At 44.7% G+C, this 19,584-nt stretch carries 17 protein-coding genes; 10 read left to right on the top strand and 7 right to left on the bottom strand.

Features of this window, described 5'->3' with window-relative positions; all coding sequences use genetic code 11:
- Positions 1-43 precede the first annotated feature (43 nt).
- On the top strand, positions 44-1,297 hold the full coding sequence (gene lysA / locus Q8J82_RS02805) for a diaminopimelate decarboxylase (RefSeq protein ID WP_305252687.1): 1,254 nt from the start codon (positions 44-46) through the stop codon (positions 1,295-1,297).
- A 92-nt stretch (positions 1,298-1,389) separates the two neighbouring features.
- Here the strand turns inward: lysA and purU are convergent, their stop codons facing one another.
- A complete protein-coding gene (gene purU, locus Q8J82_RS02800; RefSeq protein WP_304891734.1) occupies positions 1,390-2,274 on the bottom strand; it encodes a formyltetrahydrofolate deformylase in 885 nt (294 codons plus the stop codon).
- An 89-nt stretch (positions 2,275-2,363) separates the two neighbouring features.
- On the opposite strand from purU, the gene ispH reads away from it, so the two are divergent.
- From ispH to Q8J82_RS02780, 4 genes are all read left to right on the top strand, one after another.
- Entirely contained in the window at positions 2,364-3,350 is a 987-nt protein-coding gene (ispH, locus tag Q8J82_RS02795) for a 4-hydroxy-3-methylbut-2-enyl diphosphate reductase (protein ID WP_304891735.1), read from the top strand.
- 94 nt (positions 3,351-3,444) lie between these two features.
- Entirely contained in the window at positions 3,445-3,897 is a 453-nt protein-coding gene (gene nudB, locus Q8J82_RS02790) for a dihydroneopterin triphosphate diphosphatase (RefSeq protein ID WP_305327733.1), read from the top strand.
- Between the two features lie 39 nt (positions 3,898-3,936).
- Positions 3,937-5,064, top strand: coding sequence for a quinolinate synthase NadA (nadA, locus tag Q8J82_RS02785; RefSeq protein ID WP_304891737.1), 1,128 nt, complete (start codon positions 3,937-3,939; stop codon positions 5,062-5,064).
- Between the two features lie 169 nt (positions 5,065-5,233).
- Positions 5,234-5,677, top strand: a complete 444-nt coding sequence (locus tag Q8J82_RS02780) for an HIT family protein (protein WP_305327732.1) — start codon at positions 5,234-5,236, stop codon at positions 5,675-5,677.
- Positions 5,678-5,691: 14 nt separating this feature from the next.
- Here Q8J82_RS02780 and Q8J82_RS02775 read toward each other — a convergent pair whose 3' ends face one another.
- From Q8J82_RS02775 to Q8J82_RS02750, 6 genes are all read right to left on the bottom strand, one after another.
- Positions 5,692-6,003 carry a ferredoxin gene (locus Q8J82_RS02775; protein ID WP_305327731.1) on the bottom strand — a complete coding sequence of 104 codons (312 nt, stop codon included), beginning with the start codon at positions 6,001-6,003 and terminating at the stop codon, positions 5,692-5,694.
- A 2-nt stretch (positions 6,004-6,005) separates the two neighbouring features.
- Positions 6,006-7,004 (bottom strand): energy transducer TonB, encoded by a 999-nt coding sequence (locus Q8J82_RS02770; protein ID WP_370868608.1) that lies wholly within the window; start codon positions 7,002-7,004, stop codon positions 6,006-6,008.
- 3 nt (positions 7,005-7,007) lie between these two features.
- Positions 7,008-8,498, bottom strand: coding sequence for a UDP-N-acetylmuramate:L-alanyl-gamma-D-glutamyl-meso-diaminopimelate ligase (mpl, locus tag Q8J82_RS02765; RefSeq protein WP_305327730.1), 1,491 nt, complete (start codon positions 8,496-8,498; stop codon positions 7,008-7,010).
- 19 nt (positions 8,499-8,517) lie between these two features.
- A complete protein-coding gene (metH, locus tag Q8J82_RS02760; RefSeq protein WP_304891741.1) occupies positions 8,518-12,330 on the bottom strand; it encodes a methionine synthase in 3,813 nt (1,270 codons plus the stop codon).
- A gap of 108 nt (positions 12,331-12,438) precedes the next feature.
- On the bottom strand, positions 12,439-13,962 hold the full coding sequence (locus Q8J82_RS02755; RefSeq protein ID WP_305327729.1) for a YifB family Mg chelatase-like AAA ATPase: 1,524 nt from the start codon (positions 13,960-13,962) through the stop codon (positions 12,439-12,441).
- Positions 13,962-14,204 (bottom strand): accessory factor UbiK family protein, encoded by a 243-nt coding sequence (locus tag Q8J82_RS02750; protein ID WP_304908114.1) that lies wholly within the window; start codon positions 14,202-14,204, stop codon positions 13,962-13,964. The genes Q8J82_RS02755 and Q8J82_RS02750 overlap by 1 nt, the downstream gene beginning before the upstream one ends.
- Positions 14,205-14,385: 181 nt before the next feature.
- Between Q8J82_RS02750 and Q8J82_RS02745 the strand changes: the two genes are divergently transcribed.
- The 5 genes from Q8J82_RS02745 to aas all read left to right on the top strand — a co-directional run bounded on the left by Q8J82_RS02745 (position 14,386) and on the right by aas (position 19,569).
- Positions 14,386-15,165: a TorF family putative porin gene (locus Q8J82_RS02745; RefSeq protein ID WP_305327728.1), complete on the top strand. Its 780-nt coding sequence runs from the start codon at positions 14,386-14,388 to the stop codon at positions 15,163-15,165.
- Between the two features lie 43 nt (positions 15,166-15,208).
- On the top strand, positions 15,209-15,547 hold the full coding sequence (gene glnK, locus Q8J82_RS02740; RefSeq protein WP_304892333.1) for a P-II family nitrogen regulator: 339 nt from the start codon (positions 15,209-15,211) through the stop codon (positions 15,545-15,547).
- Between the two features lie 10 nt (positions 15,548-15,557).
- A complete protein-coding gene (locus tag Q8J82_RS02735) occupies positions 15,558-16,976 on the top strand; it encodes an ammonium transporter (RefSeq protein ID WP_305327950.1) in 1,419 nt (472 codons plus the stop codon).
- A 131-nt stretch (positions 16,977-17,107) separates the two neighbouring features.
- Positions 17,108-17,413, top strand: a complete 306-nt coding sequence (locus Q8J82_RS02730) for a helix-turn-helix transcriptional regulator (protein ID WP_304892334.1) — start codon at positions 17,108-17,110, stop codon at positions 17,411-17,413.
- 23 nt (positions 17,414-17,436) lie between these two features.
- On the top strand, positions 17,437-19,569 hold the full coding sequence (gene aas / locus Q8J82_RS02725) for a bifunctional acyl-ACP--phospholipid O-acyltransferase/long-chain-fatty-acid--ACP ligase (RefSeq protein WP_305327727.1): 2,133 nt from the start codon (positions 17,437-17,439) through the stop codon (positions 19,567-19,569).
- Positions 19,570-19,584 lie beyond the last annotated feature (15 nt).

Genomic DNA, 19,584 nt, shown 5'->3' with positions numbered 1-19,584 from the left:
TTTTACTTTCCATAAATACCACTCAACTTTATAAGCCACTTCTGTGAACTCTTTTATATTCAAAAATGATTCTTTACACGCTGAAAACGTGGCCCTTAACACTATTGCGGACACATTTGGCACGCCATGTTATGTGTATTCCAAATCTGCACTTGTTCATGCCTTTGAAAGTTTCAGCGCGGGTTTCAAGGGCAGTAATCACCTGGTGTGTTTTGCAGTTAAAGCTAATCCTAGCCTCGCTATTCTGAACTTGTTTGCTAAGCTTGGTGCGGGGTTTGATATTGTTTCTGGCGGTGAGTTGGCGCGCGTTTTAGCCGCAGGTGGTGACCCAAAGAAAATTGTTTTTTCTGGCGTAGGAAAAACTGAAGCTGAAATGCAGGCTGCACTCAATGCTGGCATTTTTTGCTTTAATGTGGAATCAGCTAGCGAGCTAATACGCCTTAACAAAGTAGCGAGCGACATGGGTAAGGTAGCGCCTGTTTCGCTTCGTGTTAACCCGAACGTAGATGCAAAAACGCACCCTTATATTTCAACAGGCTTGAAAAACAATAAATTCGGTGTGGCCTATGAGGATGCGCTTAATATCTACCTGCAGGCAGCGGCTATGCCTGGCATCTCGATACATGGCGTTGACTGCCATATAGGCTCGCAAATTACCGAACTGTCACCATTTTTAGACGCTTTTGATAAAGTGTTGCTACTGGTTGATGCACTTGAACAACATGGAATTTCTATTCAACACATTGATGCAGGCGGCGGTATAGGCATTTGCTATAGCGATGAAACGCCACCTGAATTTACAGATTACGCTGCAGCCATGCGCGCAAAACTGGGAAACCGCAATACCAAGCTGGTATTTGAGCCGGGGCGGGCATTAGTGGGCAACGCGGGCGTTTTACTGACAAAAGTAGAGTATTTAAAACATACTGAAAGTAAAAACTTTGCGATTGTAGATGCGGCAATGAATGACTTGATGCGCCCTGCGCTATACGACGCTTACCATGATATTAAAGCAGTTCAGCCGCGCAATGACGCGAATGCACTTACCTATGAAATCGTGGGGCCCGTATGTGAAAGCGGTGATTTTTTAGGCCACGACAGAGATTTATCCTTAGTGGAGGGCGATTTGCTGGCGATTATGTCTGCCGGTGCTTACGGCATGAGCATGGCGAGCAACTACAACACGCGTCCACGTGCGGCTGAGGTGATGGTGGATGGCGATACATGCCATTTAATTAGAAAACGCGAAGAAATTGCTAATTTATTTGCTTTAGAAAACATACTGCCAGAAACCTAAGTAGCCACCCTTCGATTTCGTTGCACTGCACGGTTGGTGAGTCCTTCGACAGGCTTGGTTGGTGAGCTTGTCGAACCACAGGGAGCATAAATCTAGTCAAAAATCACTGTTTTATTGGCATAAAGCAAAATACGATTCTCAATATGCCAGCTTACTGCTTTTGAAAGTACAATCCGCTCTAAATCACGTCCTTTTTGGATTAAATCTTCCACCTGATCGCGATGTGATATGCGGTCTATATCCTGCTCAATAATCGGGCCTTCGTCTAACACTTCTGTCACATAATGCGCTGTTGCACCAATTAGCTTCACGCCACGCTCAAAGGCGCGATGGTAAGGCCGCGCACCGATAAACGCGGGTAGAAACGAGTGATGAATATTGATAATCTGCTTAGGATAACGCGCGACAAAATCAGGCGATAATATTTGCATATAACGTGCCAGCACGATTAAATCAATTTCATATTGCGCGAATAAAGCGAACTGCTCGGCCTCTGCTGCAGCTTTATTGTCTTTATTTACCTGAATATAATGAAAATCTACGTTATAAAACTTGGCCAGCGCCTCAGTATCACGATGGTTACTAATAATTAACGGAATGTCGCAGACCAGTTCACCATTTTTATGCCTATGCAACAAATCGGCCAAACAATGGTCATATTGCGAAACCATAATCGCGACGCGCACTGGTTTTTGTGAGAGCTTTAGCTGCCATTCCATATTAAAGCGAATGGCAATTGCCGAAAACTGCTGCTGAAAATCAACTGGCAAAAGTGTAAAGCCCGCTAAATCCCACTCAACACGCATTAAAAACAGGTTGTTTTCGGCATCTTGGTGCTGATCTGCATGCAAAATGTTGGCATTGTGCTGATACAAAAAATCAGCAATCGCGGCAACAATGCCTTTGCTATCAGGACAAGTGATTAATAGTGTTGCCGTATTTTTAGCGGCAGTTTTTTTTGCGTTAATATTGTTCATGTTTCAGCACGCGTGAATTTAAAGCGCACCCTAATTTAGGTTAATATGTGCATTATACCTTAAGTGAATTTAATGAATAAAAAGTGTGTATGGTAGATAACAATTCAACAGAAAAAACTTCAGCCGATATTTTATTAGCCAACCCGCGCGGTTTTTGCGCGGGTGTAGACCGCGCTATTATTATAGTTGAGCAAGCGTTAGAAAAGTTTGGTGCGCCGATTTATGTACGCCATGAAGTTGTACATAACAAATTTGTTGTAGATGAATTACGTGCCAAAGGAGCTGTATTCGTCGAAGAGCTAGATGAAATCCCTACGGGCAGCACTGTAATTTTTAGTGCGCATGGCGTTTCTAAAGCAGTGCGCGCAGAGGCGGAGTCTAGGGGCTTAACTGCCTTTGATGCCACTTGCCCGCTCGTGACCAAAGTGCATATCGAAGTGGCTAAAATGCGTGCTGCCCGCATGGAAATCATCATGATAGGTCATAAAGGGCACCCCGAGGTTGAAGGGACTATGGGACAGATTGAGGGTGACCCAGCGAATGCAGGCATATATTTAGTAGAAACGCCTGAAGATGTGACTAAATTAACTGTTAAGAACCCACTAAAGCTTGCTTTTGTTACGCAAACCACGCTTTCTATGGATGATGCAGCGCAGGTAATCAATGCACTAAAGACTAAGTTTCCAGAAATTAATGCGCCAAAAAGTGATGACATTTGTTACGCCACGCAAAACCGCCAAGATGCGGTAAAAATTATGGCGAAGGATTGCGACTTAGTCATTATCGTTGGCTCACCGAATAGCTCTAACTCAAACCGCCTGCGAGAGGTGGCTGCAAATCAAGGCATTGAAGCCTATATGGTTGATAACGCCAGTTATTTAAAAGCAGAATGGCTTGTCGGCAAGAAAAAAATAGGCGTTTCAGCGGGGGCATCAGCCCCAGAAATACTGGTGAATGAAGTGATTGTTAAATTACAGCAACTTGGTGCCGGCCATGTACAAGAATTACAAGGTGTGATTGAAAGTGTCGTATTTCAATTACCTAAAAACCTAACGCAAGCAAAAAATAATATGTAGGAGCGGATTTATCCGCGATTATATTGCTTTGTTTCACCATGAATCGCGAATAAATTCGCTCCTACAAAAACCGGATGTATTTTGTACTAATCTCATGACAACCTATAAAACGCCAATCTCAGCCTTAGTGCTTATTCATACCTCTGATTTGCAGGTACTGATTATGGAGCGCGCTGATAAAGCAGGCTTTTGGCAATCAGTCACAGGCAGTATAGAAGGCGATGAAACGCCTTTACAAGCCGCCATTCGCGAGGTGTTGGAAGAAACCGGTTTAGATGCACTTGCTTATAATTTGCAGGATTGGCAGGTTTCAAACGTCTATGAAATTTACCCGCACTGGCGTCATCGCTATGCACCGGGCGTTGTTGAAAACACTGAACATTTGTTTGGCTTAGAACTACCTTCTGAATTAGCCATCAAACTAGCACCGGATGAACATGTAAGGTACGAATGGGTAGATTGGCGTGAGGCTGCTAAGCGTGTTTTTTCATGGACAAATGTAGATGCTCTGAGTAAATTAGGTGAACGACGCGGCTTAAAGTTGTAAACTATTGCTTTGAAGTGAAATGCTCATCAAGTAAAAACCATGCAAACAGAAACCATCAATACCAACACTGCAAAAAGTATTCCTATTAAATTTGAACGTTTTCAGGCGAGTGAAGATGCTGACTGCCAACGTCGCATCATTGCCGCAAAAGAAAAGCTTGGCAAACGCTTAGTAATTTTAGGCCATCATTACCAAAATGAGAGCGTATACCGCCATGCTGACTATACAGGCGACTCACTTAAATTATCACGCTATTGTGAAGATTTAGACGCTGAGTATATCGTGTTTTTAGGCGTGCACTTTATGGCTGAGGTGGCTGATATTTTAAGCCGCCCGGATCAAATTGCGATATTACCTGACCTTGCTGCGGGCTGCTCCATGGCGGACATGGCTAATCTTGCCAAAGTTGAACGTAGCTACCGCGAGTTAAGCAAAGTCCTTAATTTTGACGACACCATCACGCCTGTCACTTACATTAACTCAGCAGCAGACCTTAAAGCATTCTGCGGCGAGCATGGCGGCATTGTGTGCACCAGCACCAATGCACCAAAAATCCTTGAATGGAGTTTTAAACAACGTGAAAAAGTGTTGTTTTTCCCTGATCAAAACCTGGGCAGATGGTCTGGCCATAAAATGGGTATTCCACTTGAGCAGATGCCGATTTGGGATCCTGATCAACCGATGGGTGGCTTAACCGAAGAACAAATTAAAAATGCAAAAATCTTGCTGTGGAAAGGCCACTGCGCGGTGCATCAAATGTTTCGTTTGCAAAATATCACTAAATTCCGTGAAGATCATCCTGATGGCTTTGTGATTTCTCACCCTGAAGCGCCGTTTGAAGTGTGTTTGAATTCCGATTATGTTGGTTCAACTGAGTATATTCTTAAAACGGTTACAGATGCCCCACCCAACACCAAATGGCTGGTAGGCACCGAGCTTAACTTAGTGAATCGTTTAGCTGAGCAAATGAAACCGCAAGGTAAGTTGGTGCAATTTATGAGCCATGTGGTCTGCGAATGTTCAACTATGGCGCGTATTGACCCGCAACATTTGGCATGGGTACTAGAAAACTTGGTAGAAGGCAATGTAGTCAATCAAATCAAAGTGCCTGCACATGATGCCAAGCTTGCCAAGCTGACCTTAGATCGCATGTTGGCTGCTTCTTAGATCTCCCTTCGACAAGCTCAGGGAGCAGATTTTGGCGACATGTAAATATTTATAGAAACTTCGTTCCCTGTACCAGTGCTTGGCATCACCGCAGAATATATGAGCTAAAGCTCATTATTCATGCGAGAAGCTTGTCGAAGGGATGCAGCGTTAAATTAAAGCCTATTATATGAATAAAGAATCCTGCGTACTATGTATCCCATCCACTCACAAAATATTATGGCGGGATGATTTTTGTCGCGTGGTGTTACTTGGCGATACTGACTATCCCGCCTATTGCCGCGTTGAACTGCTCGAGCATGTAAAAGAAATGACGGATTTAACGCCACTTAACCGAGCGCGCATGATGAAGGTAGTATTTGCAGTAGAAACTGCGCTGCGAGAACTTGTGAATCCAGATAAAATCAATCTCGCCAGCCTAGGCAATAAAACGCCACATGTGCATTGGCATGTGATTCCACGTTTTGATAACGACAAGCATTTTCCCAATTCCCATTGGGGTGAGGTAATGCGTGAGAGCGCCGCTACCCCACTTAACGAACTCACCATAACATTACTTGCGGAAAAAATTAAGGCGCATATTCAATGCGCCTTGAGTACATCCGCAAGCTAAACAATAAAACAGCACTACACAACGAGCCGCTCTACTACTTTGCCATTGACTAAATGACTTTCAATAATTTCATCGATGTCATCAACATCAACAAATGTGTACCAAACCGCTTGCGGATAAACCACCAAAAGCGGCCCTTCGCCACAGCGGTCAAAACAGCCTGCTCGGTTAATGCGCACTTTATCTTTACCATTTAAACCCAATTTTTTGACGCTGGCTTTCATGTGGTCAAATGCGGCTTCCGCGCCTTTATCCATGCAGCACGCTGACCCGTCTTCGCGTTGGTTAAGGCAGAAGAATACGTGGTATTGAAAGTAGTGGGTCATATTCAATCCGCGCCTTTAGTCGCAAGCATATCTTCTTGTGTAAATGTCCAAGTACGCGTGATGCCCAAAATATCGGTGGTTTTTTTCATTTCTGGCGAAAATGCTGAATAGGGTGCCGCCATATTAACGATATCTCTAGCCGCTTTATCCAATATTTTCGAGCCAGAGCTTTTATCAATCACAATGCTATCAATACTACCATCGGACTTAATTGATACCGTCATGCGCAATTGGCCATATATTTTCTGCGCTTTTGCAGCCTCCGGGTAATTCATATTACCAATACGCTCCACTTTTTGTCGCCATGCATCAAGGTACATTGCATCACTCGCCTCTTTAGCACGTGCGCCCAAAAATCGTTTTTTAGGGCGCTTTTGATACTCGTCTTGCTGTTTTGCAATAATCGCTTCCAGCCTATCCATTTCTAGCGCCATAGTTGTTAAATCACGCATATTAAGCACTTTACTCGGCGACTCCTGGCTACCCATCTCGGCTTCTTTGGCGGCCGCTTTTTGTACTGGCTGAGACTCTACTTTGTTTGAAGAATTAAGTTGCGTCATTAATTCTTGGGCTTGTTTTTCAAGCTCAGCTACATGCTTTTGTTCTTTAGTTTCTTCTGCCGTTAGTTTGGCTGCTTTCTTCCCAGCCTTTACTTCGGCCATGGGCTTAACTGAAAACTCTGCCTTTTGCTGCTTAACAGCGGGTAAAGCAGTTTTCATTTTGCGATTTTGATCCGTATTGCCACCACGATCCAAATTGGCCTGCGCCAGCACATCGGCCTTATCTGGCGCAGTCAAAGTTTTGGAATTAACCAGCATCACTTCTAAAGTTGGTAAGTCATCTCTAAACTTTTTCAGTTCTGGTTCAAAGTGAATTGTCAAGATTGCCGCATGCGCCCATAGTGATAGCCAAATTGCAATAGTCATCACGCCCATTGTTTTTAACTTAACAATAAGCGAGGCCAACGCTTTAGCTTCCATCTCTTTAAGTTTATTAGCCAAGCTTCACTCTACTTGAAATTTAACTCGTAACGCATCTAATATTTTTTGATGCACACCACCAAAACCGCCATTGCTCATCACCAGCACATAATCACCAGCTTGTGCTACTTCTGTAATCGCTGCAACCATGATATTTAAATCTTCATATACCGTAGCTTTGTCTTTAATTGCCGAAAGCGCCTCAACTGCATCCCAGCCTAAATTCGCACCATAGCAAAAAACCAAATCTGCCTCTTGCAAACTGGCGGGTAAAGCGCTCTTCATTACACCCAGCTTCATGGTATTAGAGCGCGGCTCTAACACAGCCAATATGCGCGCGCCTGTTATTTTAAAAGCCCCCACTTTGCTTCGCAAGCCAGCCACTGTAGTAGTAATGGCTGTGGGGTGATGCGCAAAGTCATCATATACCGTGATGCCGTTCACTACGCCTCGGATTTCCATGCGGCGTTTTACATTTTTAAATTCTGTTAATGCAGCAATACTCACTTCAACCGCAACACCAGCATGACGCGCGGCGGCAATGCTCGCCAATGCATTCATGCGGTTGTGTTCCCCTAGTAAACTCCACGCAACATGGCCTTGTAATTTCCCAGAACTTTCATTTTCATTTCTATAGTACACATCAAAACTTCCATCACCTTGGGCATTGGCAGACTGCCAGTCTGTTTCCGTGCCAAATTTCTCGACTGGCGTCCAACAGCCTTTATCAATGACTCGTTGCAGGCTAGTCTCTTTGCCATTCATTACCACCAGGCCTTGCTGCGGAACGGTACGCACCAAATGATGAAACTGTTTTTCAATCGCGCCTAAATCTTCAAAAATATCAGCGTGATCGAATTCCAGATTATTTAATACCGCTGTGCGTGGGCGGTAATGCACGAATTTTGAGCGCTTATCAAAAAATGCTGTATCGTATTCATCTGCCTCAATCACAAAGAACGGTGACCCTTCGACTAGCTCAGGGCGAGCGACAAGCTCAGGGCGAACGACACCTTCTTTATTCCGTTCGTGGTGAGTTTGTCGAACCATAAGCGGCGGCACTAGCGACAGCCGAGCAGAAACTGAAAAATTTTCAGGCACTCCACCGATTAAAAAACCAGGTGCTAAACCTGCATATTCCAGTATCCATGCCAGCATGGATGAAGTCGTTGTTTTACCATGCGTACCCGCAACGGCTAGTACCCACTTACCTTGTAGCACGTTCTCTGCCAGCCATTGCGGACCAGAAATATAGGGTAAACCACGGTTGAGTATCTCCTCCATCAACGGATTACCGCGCGATACGACATTACCAATCACGTAGATGTCAGGATTAAGTTTAATTTGAGCAGGGTCGAATCCTTCAATAAGCTCAATGCCCTGAGATTCTAATTGTGTACTCATCGGCGGGTAAACATTGGCATCACAGCCTGTAACTCGATGCCCTGCCGCTTTTGCCAATACGGCAATGCCGCCCATGAATGTACCGCAGATACCTAAAATGTGAATGTGCATATTATTAATTCTAGTTGTTTTAAGATAGGTTTGGTGCAAGCCAACGTTCTAAATATTGCTTTGTCAGCCCTCTGCGTTTAGTCATATCAACCAATTGGTCTTCGCCGATTTTATCCACGCTGAAATACTTACTTTCTTTGTGTGCAAAATAGAAACCTGAAACCGCAGCGGCTGGTTGCATTGCAAATGACTCTGTTAGCGTCATGCCGATTTCATCGCATTGCAATAGTGCAAACATATCGGTCTTAACCGTGTGGTCCGGGCAGGCTGGGTAGCCAGGAGCAGGGCGAATGCCTTGATATTGCTCTTTAATTAAAGCGCCAACTTCTAGTTTTTCATCTGCTGCGTACCCCCACAAATCCGTACGAATGCGTTCATGCATGTATTCCGCAAAGGCTTCAGCTAGACGGTCAGCAAGGCTTTTGAACATAATTCCGCTGTAATCATCATGCGCATCAATGAAACGCTTTTCGATTTTTTCTAACCCTAAACCTGCGGTTACGGCAAACAGGCCGATGTAATCCGCGGCCAAACCTTTGGGTGCAATAAAATCACTTAGGCATTGGTTTGGCCTAGCAACACCATCAATCACAGGCTTTACGCTTTGCTGACGCATGCCGTAATAGGTGAAGGCGACTTGCTGGCGGCTTTCGTCTGTATAAATTTCAATATCATCGTCATTTACCGTGTTGGCAGGCATGAGCGCAATCACGCCATTAGCGGTAAGCCATCTGCCATCGATGATTTTTTTCAGCATGGCTTGCGCTTCTGCAAACACTCTGCTTGCCGCATCGCCCACTACTTCATCAGTCAAAATCGCAGGGTAGCTACCGGCTAAATCCCAAGTTTGGAAGAAAGGGCTCCAATCAATATATTTAGCAATTAAGTTCAAATCAATGTTCTTAAACACTCGACGGCCGATAAATTTTGGCTTAACGGGTGCAAATTCACCTTCAAAAGATAGTTTGGCTTTATTTGCCCGTGCTTCTGCAACGGTGTGCAGTGGTGTGCCTTTTTTGTTGGCGTGTTGGTCGCGTGCTTTTTGATAATCGGCTTGAATTTCTGCCAAATATGCGCCGCGTGTTTCCGCCGTAAGCAAGTTTTGCATGACGGTGACGCTTCTTGAAGCATCTGGCACGTACACAATTGGGCCTTCGTAATGCGGGGCAATTTTAACGGCGGTGTGCGCACGCGAGCAGGTTGCGCCGCCAATCAGCAGCGGCGTTTGTGCGTTCACAAAGTACGGGTCGCGTTGCATTTCTTTGGCAATGTAGGTCATTTCTTCTAAGCTTGGTGTGATTAAGCCGCTTAGGCCGATAATGTCGGCATTTTCGGCTTTGGCCATGGCTAAAATCTCGGCTGCTGGCACCATCACGCCCATGTTGACCACTTCAAAGTTATTGCATTGCAACACCACGCTAACGATATTTTTGCCAATATCGTGCACATCACCTTTTACGGTGGCAATGACCATTTTTCCTTTAGGCTTAGCAACCACGCCTGTACGCGCTTCTTCTGCGGCTTTTTCGGCCTCGATAAACGGAATTAAATGCGCCACTGCGGTTTTCATCACGCGGGCAGATTTCACCACTTGCGGTAAAAACATTTTGCCTTGACCGAACAAATCACCGACCACATTCATACCATCCATGAGCGGGCCTTCAATCACATGAATGGGGCGGCCTCCACTTGCTTCAGCCGCTGCGCGCGCTTCTTCGGTATCTTCTACAATAAACTCGGTGATGCCATGCACCATGGCATGACTAAGACGTTTTGCTACTGGTGTTGGTGCGTCTGATGTGCCGCGCCACTCTAACGTAGCTGCTTCTTTTTTACCGCCCGCCACCAAGGTGCTGGCAATTTCAATCATGCGCTCCGTTGGGGCGAGTGGGTTATTTGGGTCAATGATGCGGTTCAGCACGACGTCTTCCACACGTTCACGCAATTCAGGTGCGAGGTCATCGTACACGCCCATCATGCCTGCATTGACAATACCCATGGTCATGCCAGCTTTAATCGCATGATAGAGGAACACGGTGTGAATCGCCTCGCGCGCGGGGTCGTTGCCTCTAAAACTGAAACTTACATTAGATACACCGCCGGATATTTTGGCATGCGGTAAGTTTTGCTTGATCCAGCGTGTGGCTTCAATAAAATCCACCGCGTAATTGTTGTGCTCTTCAATCCCGGTAGCAATAGCGAAAATGTTAGGGTCAAAAATAATATCTTCTGGCGGAAAATTAATGCCAACAAGCAAATCATAAGCGCGTTTGCAGATTTCAGTTTTACGCGCATAAGTGTCGGCTTGGCCTTTTTCGTCAAACGCCATTACGATGACCGCTGCGCCATAACGATGACAGAGTTTGGCTTGGCGTAAAAACTCCGCCTCGCCTTCTTTCATTGAGATGGAATTAACAATTGACTTGCCTTGTACGCATTTTAGTCCGGCCTCAATGACGCTCCACTTGCTGGAGTCGATCATAATCGGCACGCGGGCAATATCAGGCTCGCTGGCAATTAGATTTAAAAAATGCGTCATAGCTTGTACTGCATCGAGCATGCCTTCATCCATATTAATATCGATGACCTGCGCGCCGTTCTCTACTTGTTGCCGCGCTACGCTCAAGGCTTCTTCAAACTGACCATTGATAATCATGCGCGCAAAGGCTTTACTGCCAGTTACGTTAGTACGCTCGCCTACGTTAACAAACAAAGATGATTCATCAATAATAAATGGCTCTAAGCCAGAGAGTTTGGTCACAGGCGCCTGAATAGGCACAAGGCGCGGCGGCAAGTCTTTAATCGCCTGGTAAATCGCATTAATGTGCGGTGGCGTTGTACCGCAACAGCCACCCGCAATATTCACAAAACCACTAATGGCGAATTCTTTTACAAGGCTGGATGTCACGTCAGGCGTTTCATCAAAGCCCGTATCACTCATCGGGTTGGGCAAGCCTGCATTGGGGTAAATACAAACGAACGTATCAGCGATTTTTGATAGTTCTTCTGCATACGGACGCATCAGCGTGGCGCCTAATGCGCAGTTCAAGCCAATGGTGAGCGGTTTTGCATGACGCACAGAATGCCAAAATGCCGTAACAGTCTGTCCAGAAAGAATACGTCCAGAAGCATCGGTTACCGTGCCTGAAATCATCAGCGGCATGGTGTAGCCTACTTCTTCAAAAAACGTATCAATGGCGAACAACGCAGCTTTACAATTGAGCGTATCAAAGATAGTTTCGACCATTAAAATATCTGCACCACCCACTACCAATGCTCGCGCCTGTTCCAAGTAAGCATTTACCAACTGATCAAAACTCACATTACGCGCTGCAGGGTCGTTTACGTCAGGTGAAATACTGGCGGTTTTTGGTGTAGGCCCCAGCGCACCCGCTACAAAGCGCGGCTTATCTGGCGTACTGTATTTATCGCAAGCGGCGCGTGCAAGTTTGGCAGATTGCACATTCATTTCATATACTAAATGTGCCATGTGATAATCATCTTGCGCCACACTGGTTGCGCCGAAAGTATTCGTTTCGATAATATCGGCGCCTGCAGCCAGGTATTGTTCGTGGATTTCCTGAATAACTTGTGGCTGAGTAAGGCTTAACAGCTCATTATTGCCCTTTACAAACAGTTCACGCTCACCTGCAGGGGCTTTGAAATCAGCAAAGCGGCTTTTTTCACCGGTTGGCGTAGCGCCTCGATAATCCGCCTCAGTCAGCTTATATTGCTGAATCATGGTACCCATCGCGCCATCTAAAATTAAGATACGTTTAATGAGTAAATCGCGCAGGATTTTTTCAGTGGCAGAAGATTTTTCTTGGTGCATAAGCAAGTTAGGGCAGTGTGAATTCAGATAGCTAATTATAGCATTGGCTCACAGGTCTTGCCTTCTATACCTACCTTCTGCCATACGACGTGGCGCTGTATTTCACGCTTAAATATCATTTTTTCGATATTGAATCGCTTCTGCAATATGCGCTGGCTGAATGTTAACCTCATCACTCAAATCGCAAATGGTACGTGCTACCTTTAATATACGGTGATACGCTCTTGCTGATAAATTAAGGCGTGAAATTGCGGTTTTTAAAAGCGTTAAACCCGCATCTGTTGTCTCGCAATAAGTCTCGATTTCTTTAGTGCCTAGCAGATGATTAGGCTTGCCTTGTCGACTCAATTGTTTTGCTCTAGCCTTTTCTACTCTAGCTCTTATAGCCTGCGAGTGCTCACTAACACTTGCCTTGGTTAGTTCATCTTCTTTAAGTGCAGGCACTTCAATGTGTAAATCGATACGATCTAACAGCGGCCCTGAAATTTTAGCTTTGTAGCGCGACACCTGATCTGGCGTACATCTACATTTATTATTGTGATGCCCTAAATATCCGCACGGGCACGGATTCATAGCGGCAATCAACTGGAAATTCGCGGGAAAATCAGCCTGCCTGGCTGCACGAGAAATAGTAATACGACCGCTTTCTAAGGGTTCACGTAACACTTCTAAAACTTTTCTATCAAATTCTGGTAGCTCATCCAAAAATAATACACCATGATGCGACAAGCTAATTTCACCTGGGCGCGGGATACCACCGCCACCCACCAATGCTACTGCGGAGGCAGTATGGTGCGGCGCTCTGTAAGGCCTGCGTTTCCAATTTTCTAGTTTGTAATTACCATTGAGCGATTGAATAGCAGCAGAATCTAACGCTTCAGACTCTGTCATCTCCGGCAAAATGCCTACAAATCGTGATGCCAGCATGCTTTTACCTGTGCCTGGAGGGCCACTCATAATGACACTATGGCCTCCAGCTGCTGCAATTTCCAGAGCACGCTTAGGCATACTTTGGGCTTTTACATCGCTAAAATCCGGGTAAGTGACTTCATTTACAAAATCGACTGGTGCTAATTGCGTTAATTCGGTATGGCCACTTAAATGCGCGCACACTTCAAGTAAAGAATTTGCCGGGTAGATAATGGCTTCTCGCACAAGCGCCGCCTCCGCTGCACTATTTTGAGGCAATATGAATGCACGCTTTTGTTGCATTTTATTATTCTGACTATTGCATGCATCGCGCACCATGCTGGAAGTCATGGCAAGCGCGCCGCGAATCGGCCGCAGTTCACCAGTAAGCGCCAACTCGCCTGCGAATTCATAGCGGGATAATGGCGCTGTTGGAATCTGCCCAGACGCAGCTAAAATACCTAACGCTATCGGTAAATCATAGCGTCCGCTTTCTTTTGGTAAATCTGCAGGAGCGAGGTTAACCGTGATACGCCGCGCCGGAAATTCAAATTGTGCTGTTTGCAAAGCCGCGCGCACTCGGTCTTTACTCTCTTTTACCTCGGCCTCAGGCAAACCCACAATAGTGAAGCTAGGTAATCCGTTTGCCAGATGCACCTCTACCACCACTTCTGGGGCCTCCATGCCATTTAAGGCACGGCTATATAAAACAGCTAAGCTCATTATTGATGCTTTTGCAGTGACTCTAACTCAGCTAACTTTGCCTCCAATTGGCTAAGCTTTTCTCTGGTATTTCGAAGCACCTCTGCTTGAACATCAAATTCTTCCCGAGTCACCAGCTCCATTTTGGTGAACGCGCTCTTTAATAGTGCATGCAGGTTCTTTTCAGCATCACCTAAGGGCGAGTTATTAACTACCTCTTTGATTTTATTAGATATTTCATTTAATTTTTCCGCACTCAACATATTGGTTCCTTAGTTTTTAATGGTTAGTTTATCAGGTTTTAGGTCATAAAGACAAAACTAGACATCAATTAAAATATACCTATCATGCTGATTATAAACATAATATTTGTTGGCACGCGCTTTGCTTATGTAACTTTGTATCGTATTTATTTATTCTTTACATTTATCAGGAGAAAGCAATATGCGTAAATCATTATTATCGCTGGCAGTTTTAAGTGCATTATCAGTTCCAACGTTATCTTTTGCTGAAGATGCAGCCCCTGCAACGGCCGAACCAACATCACCACATACATTTGCATACAATATTGGCTTATATAGCCAATACATTTTTCGTGGTTTAACACAAACCAATGAAGACCCAGCCATTCAGGGTGGTGTGGATTACACACATTCCAGCGGTTTTTATGCGGGCGCCTGGGCTTCTAATATTAGCTGGCTTAAGGATGTTGGTGCTTACGACAGCTCAAGTTTAGAGTTAGATCTTTATGGTGGTTACGCAAATACCATTGGTGAAACGGGTGTTGGTTATAACGTTGGCCTTCTGCAATACATTTACCCAGGTGATGAAGTAGCTGGCCAAAAGAAGGCTGAAACGACAGAATTTTATGGCAGCCTAAGTTATAAGTGGCTTGCCGCTAAACTCTCAGTTATAGCCTCTGACGGCGCCTTTGGTTTAAAAAATGCTGATGGTAGCTGGTATGCTGAACTTAATGGGAATTTTCCAATTCTCGAAACTGGAATTACTGCTAATCTGCATCTAGGTCGTCAAGAATTTAAGGGGCAAGGCACCAGTGACCTTGATTACACTGACTGGAAAATTGGCGCGACTAAATCATGGAGCAATGGCGTAAATGTAGGTGCTTACTACACTGACACCACTACTAAAGATTCAGCTTACACAATTCTTAACAAAAATATTGGCGACAGTGCATTTACTGTTTTTGTACAAAAAACTTTTTAATTCAATTTTGGCAGGTTAATTCCTGCATAACTAGGAGACACACATGAAATTTGTATCCGCAATTATCAAGCCATTTAAGCTTGACGAGGTGCGTGAAGCCCTTTCAAACATTGGGGTTCAAGGCATCACCGTTACCGAAGTAAAAGGTTTTGGTCGCCAAAAAGGCCACACCGAGTTATATCGCGGAGCTGAATATGTGGTAGATTTTTTACCTAAAGTTAAATTAGAAGTCGCGATTGATGACAAACTGTTAGACCAGGTGATTGAGGCGATTGAAAAATCTGCCTCCACAGGAAAAATTGGCGATGGAAAGATTTTTGTCACCAGTTTAGAACAAGCCATTCGCATCCGCACTGGTGAAACCGGTATAGAAGCTTTATAAGGGGATCATGATGAAAAAAATACTCTCGATGTTCGCTCTAGTCACCGCGCTAGGGCTTGGTTTTACTGCGAACACATTTGCAGAAGATGCAGTACCGTCAGTTGATGCAGCGCCTGTGGCAGAAATGCCTGAAGCAGCTCCAGCGGCTGTTGAAGCGGTACCTGCAGAAATTGCAGCAGCTGTAGCTGAGGTTGCTCCAACCGTAGACAAAGGCGATACAACCTGGATGATGATTTCAACCATTTTAGTTGTTTTGATGATACCTGGCTTGGCATTGTTCTACGGCGGTTTAGTGCGTAGCAAAAATATGCTGTCTGTGTTGATGCAGGTATTTGTCGTGTTTTCACTTATTTCAGTATTGTGGGCTATTTACGGCTATAGCCTGGCTTTTGGCAGTGGTTCAGGCCCAATCATTGGCGACCTCGGTAAACTCTTTCTAAAAGGTGTAACACCGGATTCACTTGCAGATACTTTCACTGCAAACGTCAAGATTCCTGAGATGATTTTTATTGCCTTCCAATGTACATTTGCTGGGCTTACTGCTGCTTTGATTGTGGGTTCTTTTGCTGAACGTATGAAGTTTAGTGCAGTATTAATATTCTCGGCAATATGGTTCACAATAAGCTATATCCCTATCGCTCATATGGTTTGGGGTGCTGGTGGATATTTATTAGGCCAAGGTGCATTAGACTTTGCTGGTGGTACTGTTGTTCATATCAACGCCGCAGTGGCAGGTTTAGTGGGTGCTTACATGGTTGGTAAACGTATTGGTTACGGCAAAGAGGCCTTAACCCCACACAACTTAACATTGACAATGCTTGGTGCTGCACTATTGTGGGTGGGTTGGTTCGGCTTTAACGCAGGTTCAAACCTAGAAGCAACAGGTGGCGCTGGTTTAGCATTAGTGAACACATTGTTTGCAACAGCTGCTGCGGTATTGGCATGGTCACTAGGTGAAGCGTTTACTAAAGGTAAAGCATCCATGCTTGGTGCTGCCTCTGGTGCTGTAGCAGGTTTGGTTGCAATTACCCCCGCTTGTGGTTCGGTTGGCCCAATGGGCGCAATTGCCGTTGGCTTTGCAGGCGGTTTCTTATGCTTGTGGGGTGTAACAGGATTGAAGAAAATGCTTGGTGCTGATGACTCACTTGATGTATTTGGTGTGCATGGTATCGGCGGTATTGCTGGTGCTTTGTTAACTGGTGTGTTCACAGCACCTAGTTTGGGTGGTACTGGTAAAGACGACTTTTCAATCGCTACTCAAGTAATGATTCAAGGTGAAGGTGTATTAATCACTATCTTTTGGTCTGGTATTGCAGCATTCATCGCTTATAAAATAGCAGATATGATTGTGGGTCTGCGTGTAACAGAAGAAGCAGAGCGTGAAGGTTTAGATACGACCTCACACGGTGAGCGTGCTTACAATTTATAATTGGCCAATCACTTAAGTTAATTTACAAAACTTTAAAACGGGCACCTAGGTGCCCGTTTTTATTTATAACCTTATCTAAATAATTTTATAAATCACTTGACACATAAAACTAAATAACTAATTATATAGTTATGAAAATAATTCAAACGATTCCAAATGAATGGCAAAATGTTGCTCACTTGTTTATTGCGCTAGGCGACGCACACAGGCAACGCATTCTATTATCGTTTGAAAAAGGTGAGCGCATGAGCATCCTGCAAATTGCAACAGCCTCCACCTTAAGCCGAACAGCGGTGACGCATCATTTAAAAATACTCCATCAAAGTGGTGCCTTGCAAAGTGAAAAGATTGGTAAAGAGGTGTATTTCTGGGTGAATAAAAGCTTGATTACTAGCGCAATAAATGATGTATTGCATTACATTGAAACTGAAATTTAAAAAATAAAGTTGGGGGAATATAAATGCTGGCGCAATTATTACGATTTATTTGCAAAATTCTGTTTCGCATTCAAGTACGCGGGTTAGAAAATGTTCCCGAAGAAAATAGACTGCTGATAGTCGCCAATCACGAATCTTTTTTAGATGGCTTATTACTTGGCCTGTTTTTACCAAAAAAAGCTACATTTGTCGTGCATACCTCAGTGCTTAAAAAATGGGCATTCAGACAAGCCTTGCGCTTAACGCCGCATTTAGCCGTAGACCCTTCTAGCCCATTGGCGATGAAAAAAGTCATTAAATTACTTGAATCCGGGCAAAACGTAGTGATTTTTCCAGAAGGGCGCATCACCTTAACCGGCAACCTGATGAAGGTATATGACGGCCCTGGTTTTGTGGCGGCAAAAACAAGTGCAACCATTCTACCTGTGCGTATCGATGGCGCGGCGGAATCTTATTTTGGGCGTTTATCAAGCCACCATCCAAGAAGATTGTTGCCAAAAGTCATACTCACCATCATGCCTACTACCAGCATTGCCATGCCTAAAGCCACGCACCATGGCTTTCCCACAGGCAAGCAACGCCGCCGTATTGCAGGTGAAGGTATGCGTAGCGTGATGCAGAAAATGTTATTCCAGGCGCAAAAAAGCCGCACCTTATTTGAATCATTTTTAGATGCAATGGATAAGTTTGGCGGTAATTACAAACTCATTGAAGACATGAATGAGACCGAAGAAACTTACCAGGATTTATTGAAAAAAAGTCTCGCGCTTGGTCGAATCGTCACTAAAGTGAGCAGTGCCAACGAAACAGTTGGCGTCATGATGCCTAACATCACCAATACCGTTGCACTTATTTTGGGCATGAGCGCCTTTAACCGCATTCCTGCCATGATTAATTACACCTCAGGCACCGCAGGCATGCAAAATGCCTGTATCGCAGCCAATGTAAAAACGGTGATTACCTCGCATAAATTTATTGAAACAGCCAAATTAGAAAGCGTGGTTGAGGGTTTAAAAGACCTCAATATCCTTTATTTAGAAGACTTACGCGCAAATTTTGGTGTGGTTGACCGTGCATGGTTGATTGGTTACGCACTGCATTACCCGCGTGCCGCTATGGAGGTAAACAAGCCCGATGAACCTGCGGTGGTGTTATTTACATCTGGCTCAGAAGGCAAACCCAAAGGCGTAGTGCATTCACATAAAAGTATTTTGTCCAATATTTCACAAATCATGGCCGTGCTGGATTTCAACCCTACCGATAAATTCATGATGGTGTTGCCAATTTTTCATGCCTTTGGTTTCACTGGCTCCATGCTGCCTGTATTAAGCGGCATAAAAATTCACCTTTTTCCCTCGCCGCTACAATATAAAGTAATTCCAGAAGTGATTTACGACCGCGGCTGCACGGTATTTTTTGCCACCAGCACATTCTTGGGAAATTACGCCAAATTTGCACATCCATACGACTTTTATAAACTCCGCATTGTTGTTGCAGGGGCAGAAAAGCTCAACGACGAAGTGCGCAAAACCTATACTGAAAAATTTGGCATTCGAATTTTAGAAGGGTACGGCGCCACTGAATGCGCACCGGTACTTTCTGCCAACACACCCATGGCCAACTTTAACGGCAGCGTAGGTCAATTCGTACCAGGACTGGAGCACAAACTCGAATCCATACCCGGCATAGATACTGGCGGATTACTGCACGTACGCGGCGAAAATGTCATGATGGGTTATTACCTATTTGACAAGCCCGGTGTACTTAACCGGCCTGAGGATGGCTGGTATAACACGGGCGACATTGTCGAGGTAGATGCACAAGGTTTTATCCATATTAAAGGCCGTGTAAAACGTTTTGCCAAAATTGCAGGAGAAATGGTTTCTTTAGAAGTGGTTGAGCAAATCGCCAACACCGCAGCGCCAACTTGCATGCATGCTGCCAGCACGCAAACCGATGTGCAGCGCGGCGAAAACATCATACTGTTCAGCACAGACAGTAAACTGAAACGTGAAGACCTGCAAATCGTTGCCAAAAACCTGAATCTGCCTGAACTTGCGGTTGCGCGAAAAATCATCGTGCTTGAAGAACTGCCATTACTGGGCACAGGCAAGACCGACTATGTAACGCTTAAAAAAATGGCAGAAGCTACTTAAATAAAAATTTAAAGG

Source organism: Methylotenera sp. (assembly GCF_030684185.1).
Lineage (GTDB): Bacteria > Pseudomonadota > Gammaproteobacteria > Burkholderiales > Methylophilaceae > Methylotenera.
This window is presented reverse-complemented; position numbering and strand designations above follow the sequence as displayed.

What these genes read in the sequence shown, in the direction of transcription:
- purU (WP_304891734.1), bottom strand. Translation starts at nt 2,274, where the DNA reads ATGAACAATATTAACGCAAAAAAAACTGCCGCTAAAAATACGGCAACA.
- ispH (WP_304891735.1), top strand. Translation starts at nt 2,364, where the DNA reads ATGGTAGATAACAATTCAACAGAAAAAACTTCAGCCGATATTTTATTA.
- nudB (WP_305327733.1), top strand. Translation starts at nt 3,445, where the DNA reads ATGACAACCTATAAAACGCCAATCTCAGCCTTAGTGCTTATTCATACC.
- nadA (WP_304891737.1), top strand. Translation starts at nt 3,937, where the DNA reads ATGCAAACAGAAACCATCAATACCAACACTGCAAAAAGTATTCCTATT.
- Q8J82_RS02780 (WP_305327732.1), top strand. Translation starts at nt 5,234, where the DNA reads ATGAATAAAGAATCCTGCGTACTATGTATCCCATCCACTCACAAAATA.
- Q8J82_RS02775 (WP_305327731.1), bottom strand. Translation starts at nt 6,003, where the DNA reads ATGACCCACTACTTTCAATACCACGTATTCTTCTGCCTTAACCAACGC.
- mpl (WP_305327730.1), bottom strand. Translation starts at nt 8,498, where the DNA reads ATGCACATTCACATTTTAGGTATCTGCGGTACATTCATGGGCGGCATT.
- metH (WP_304891741.1), bottom strand. Translation starts at nt 12,330, where the DNA reads ATGCACCAAGAAAAATCTTCTGCCACTGAAAAAATCCTGCGCGATTTA.
- Q8J82_RS02755 (WP_305327729.1), bottom strand. Translation starts at nt 13,962, where the DNA reads ATGAGCTTAGCTGTTTTATATAGCCGTGCCTTAAATGGCATGGAGGCC.
- Q8J82_RS02750 (WP_304908114.1), bottom strand. Translation starts at nt 14,204, where the DNA reads ATGTTGAGTGCGGAAAAATTAAATGAAATATCTAATAAAATCAAAGAG.
- Q8J82_RS02745 (WP_305327728.1), top strand. Translation starts at nt 14,386, where the DNA reads ATGCGTAAATCATTATTATCGCTGGCAGTTTTAAGTGCATTATCAGTT.
- glnK (WP_304892333.1), top strand. Translation starts at nt 15,209, where the DNA reads ATGAAATTTGTATCCGCAATTATCAAGCCATTTAAGCTTGACGAGGTG.
- Q8J82_RS02735 (WP_305327950.1), top strand. Translation starts at nt 15,558, where the DNA reads ATGAAAAAAATACTCTCGATGTTCGCTCTAGTCACCGCGCTAGGGCTT.
- Q8J82_RS02730 (WP_304892334.1), top strand. Translation starts at nt 17,108, where the DNA reads ATGAAAATAATTCAAACGATTCCAAATGAATGGCAAAATGTTGCTCAC.
- aas (WP_305327727.1), top strand. Translation starts at nt 17,437, where the DNA reads ATGCTGGCGCAATTATTACGATTTATTTGCAAAATTCTGTTTCGCATT.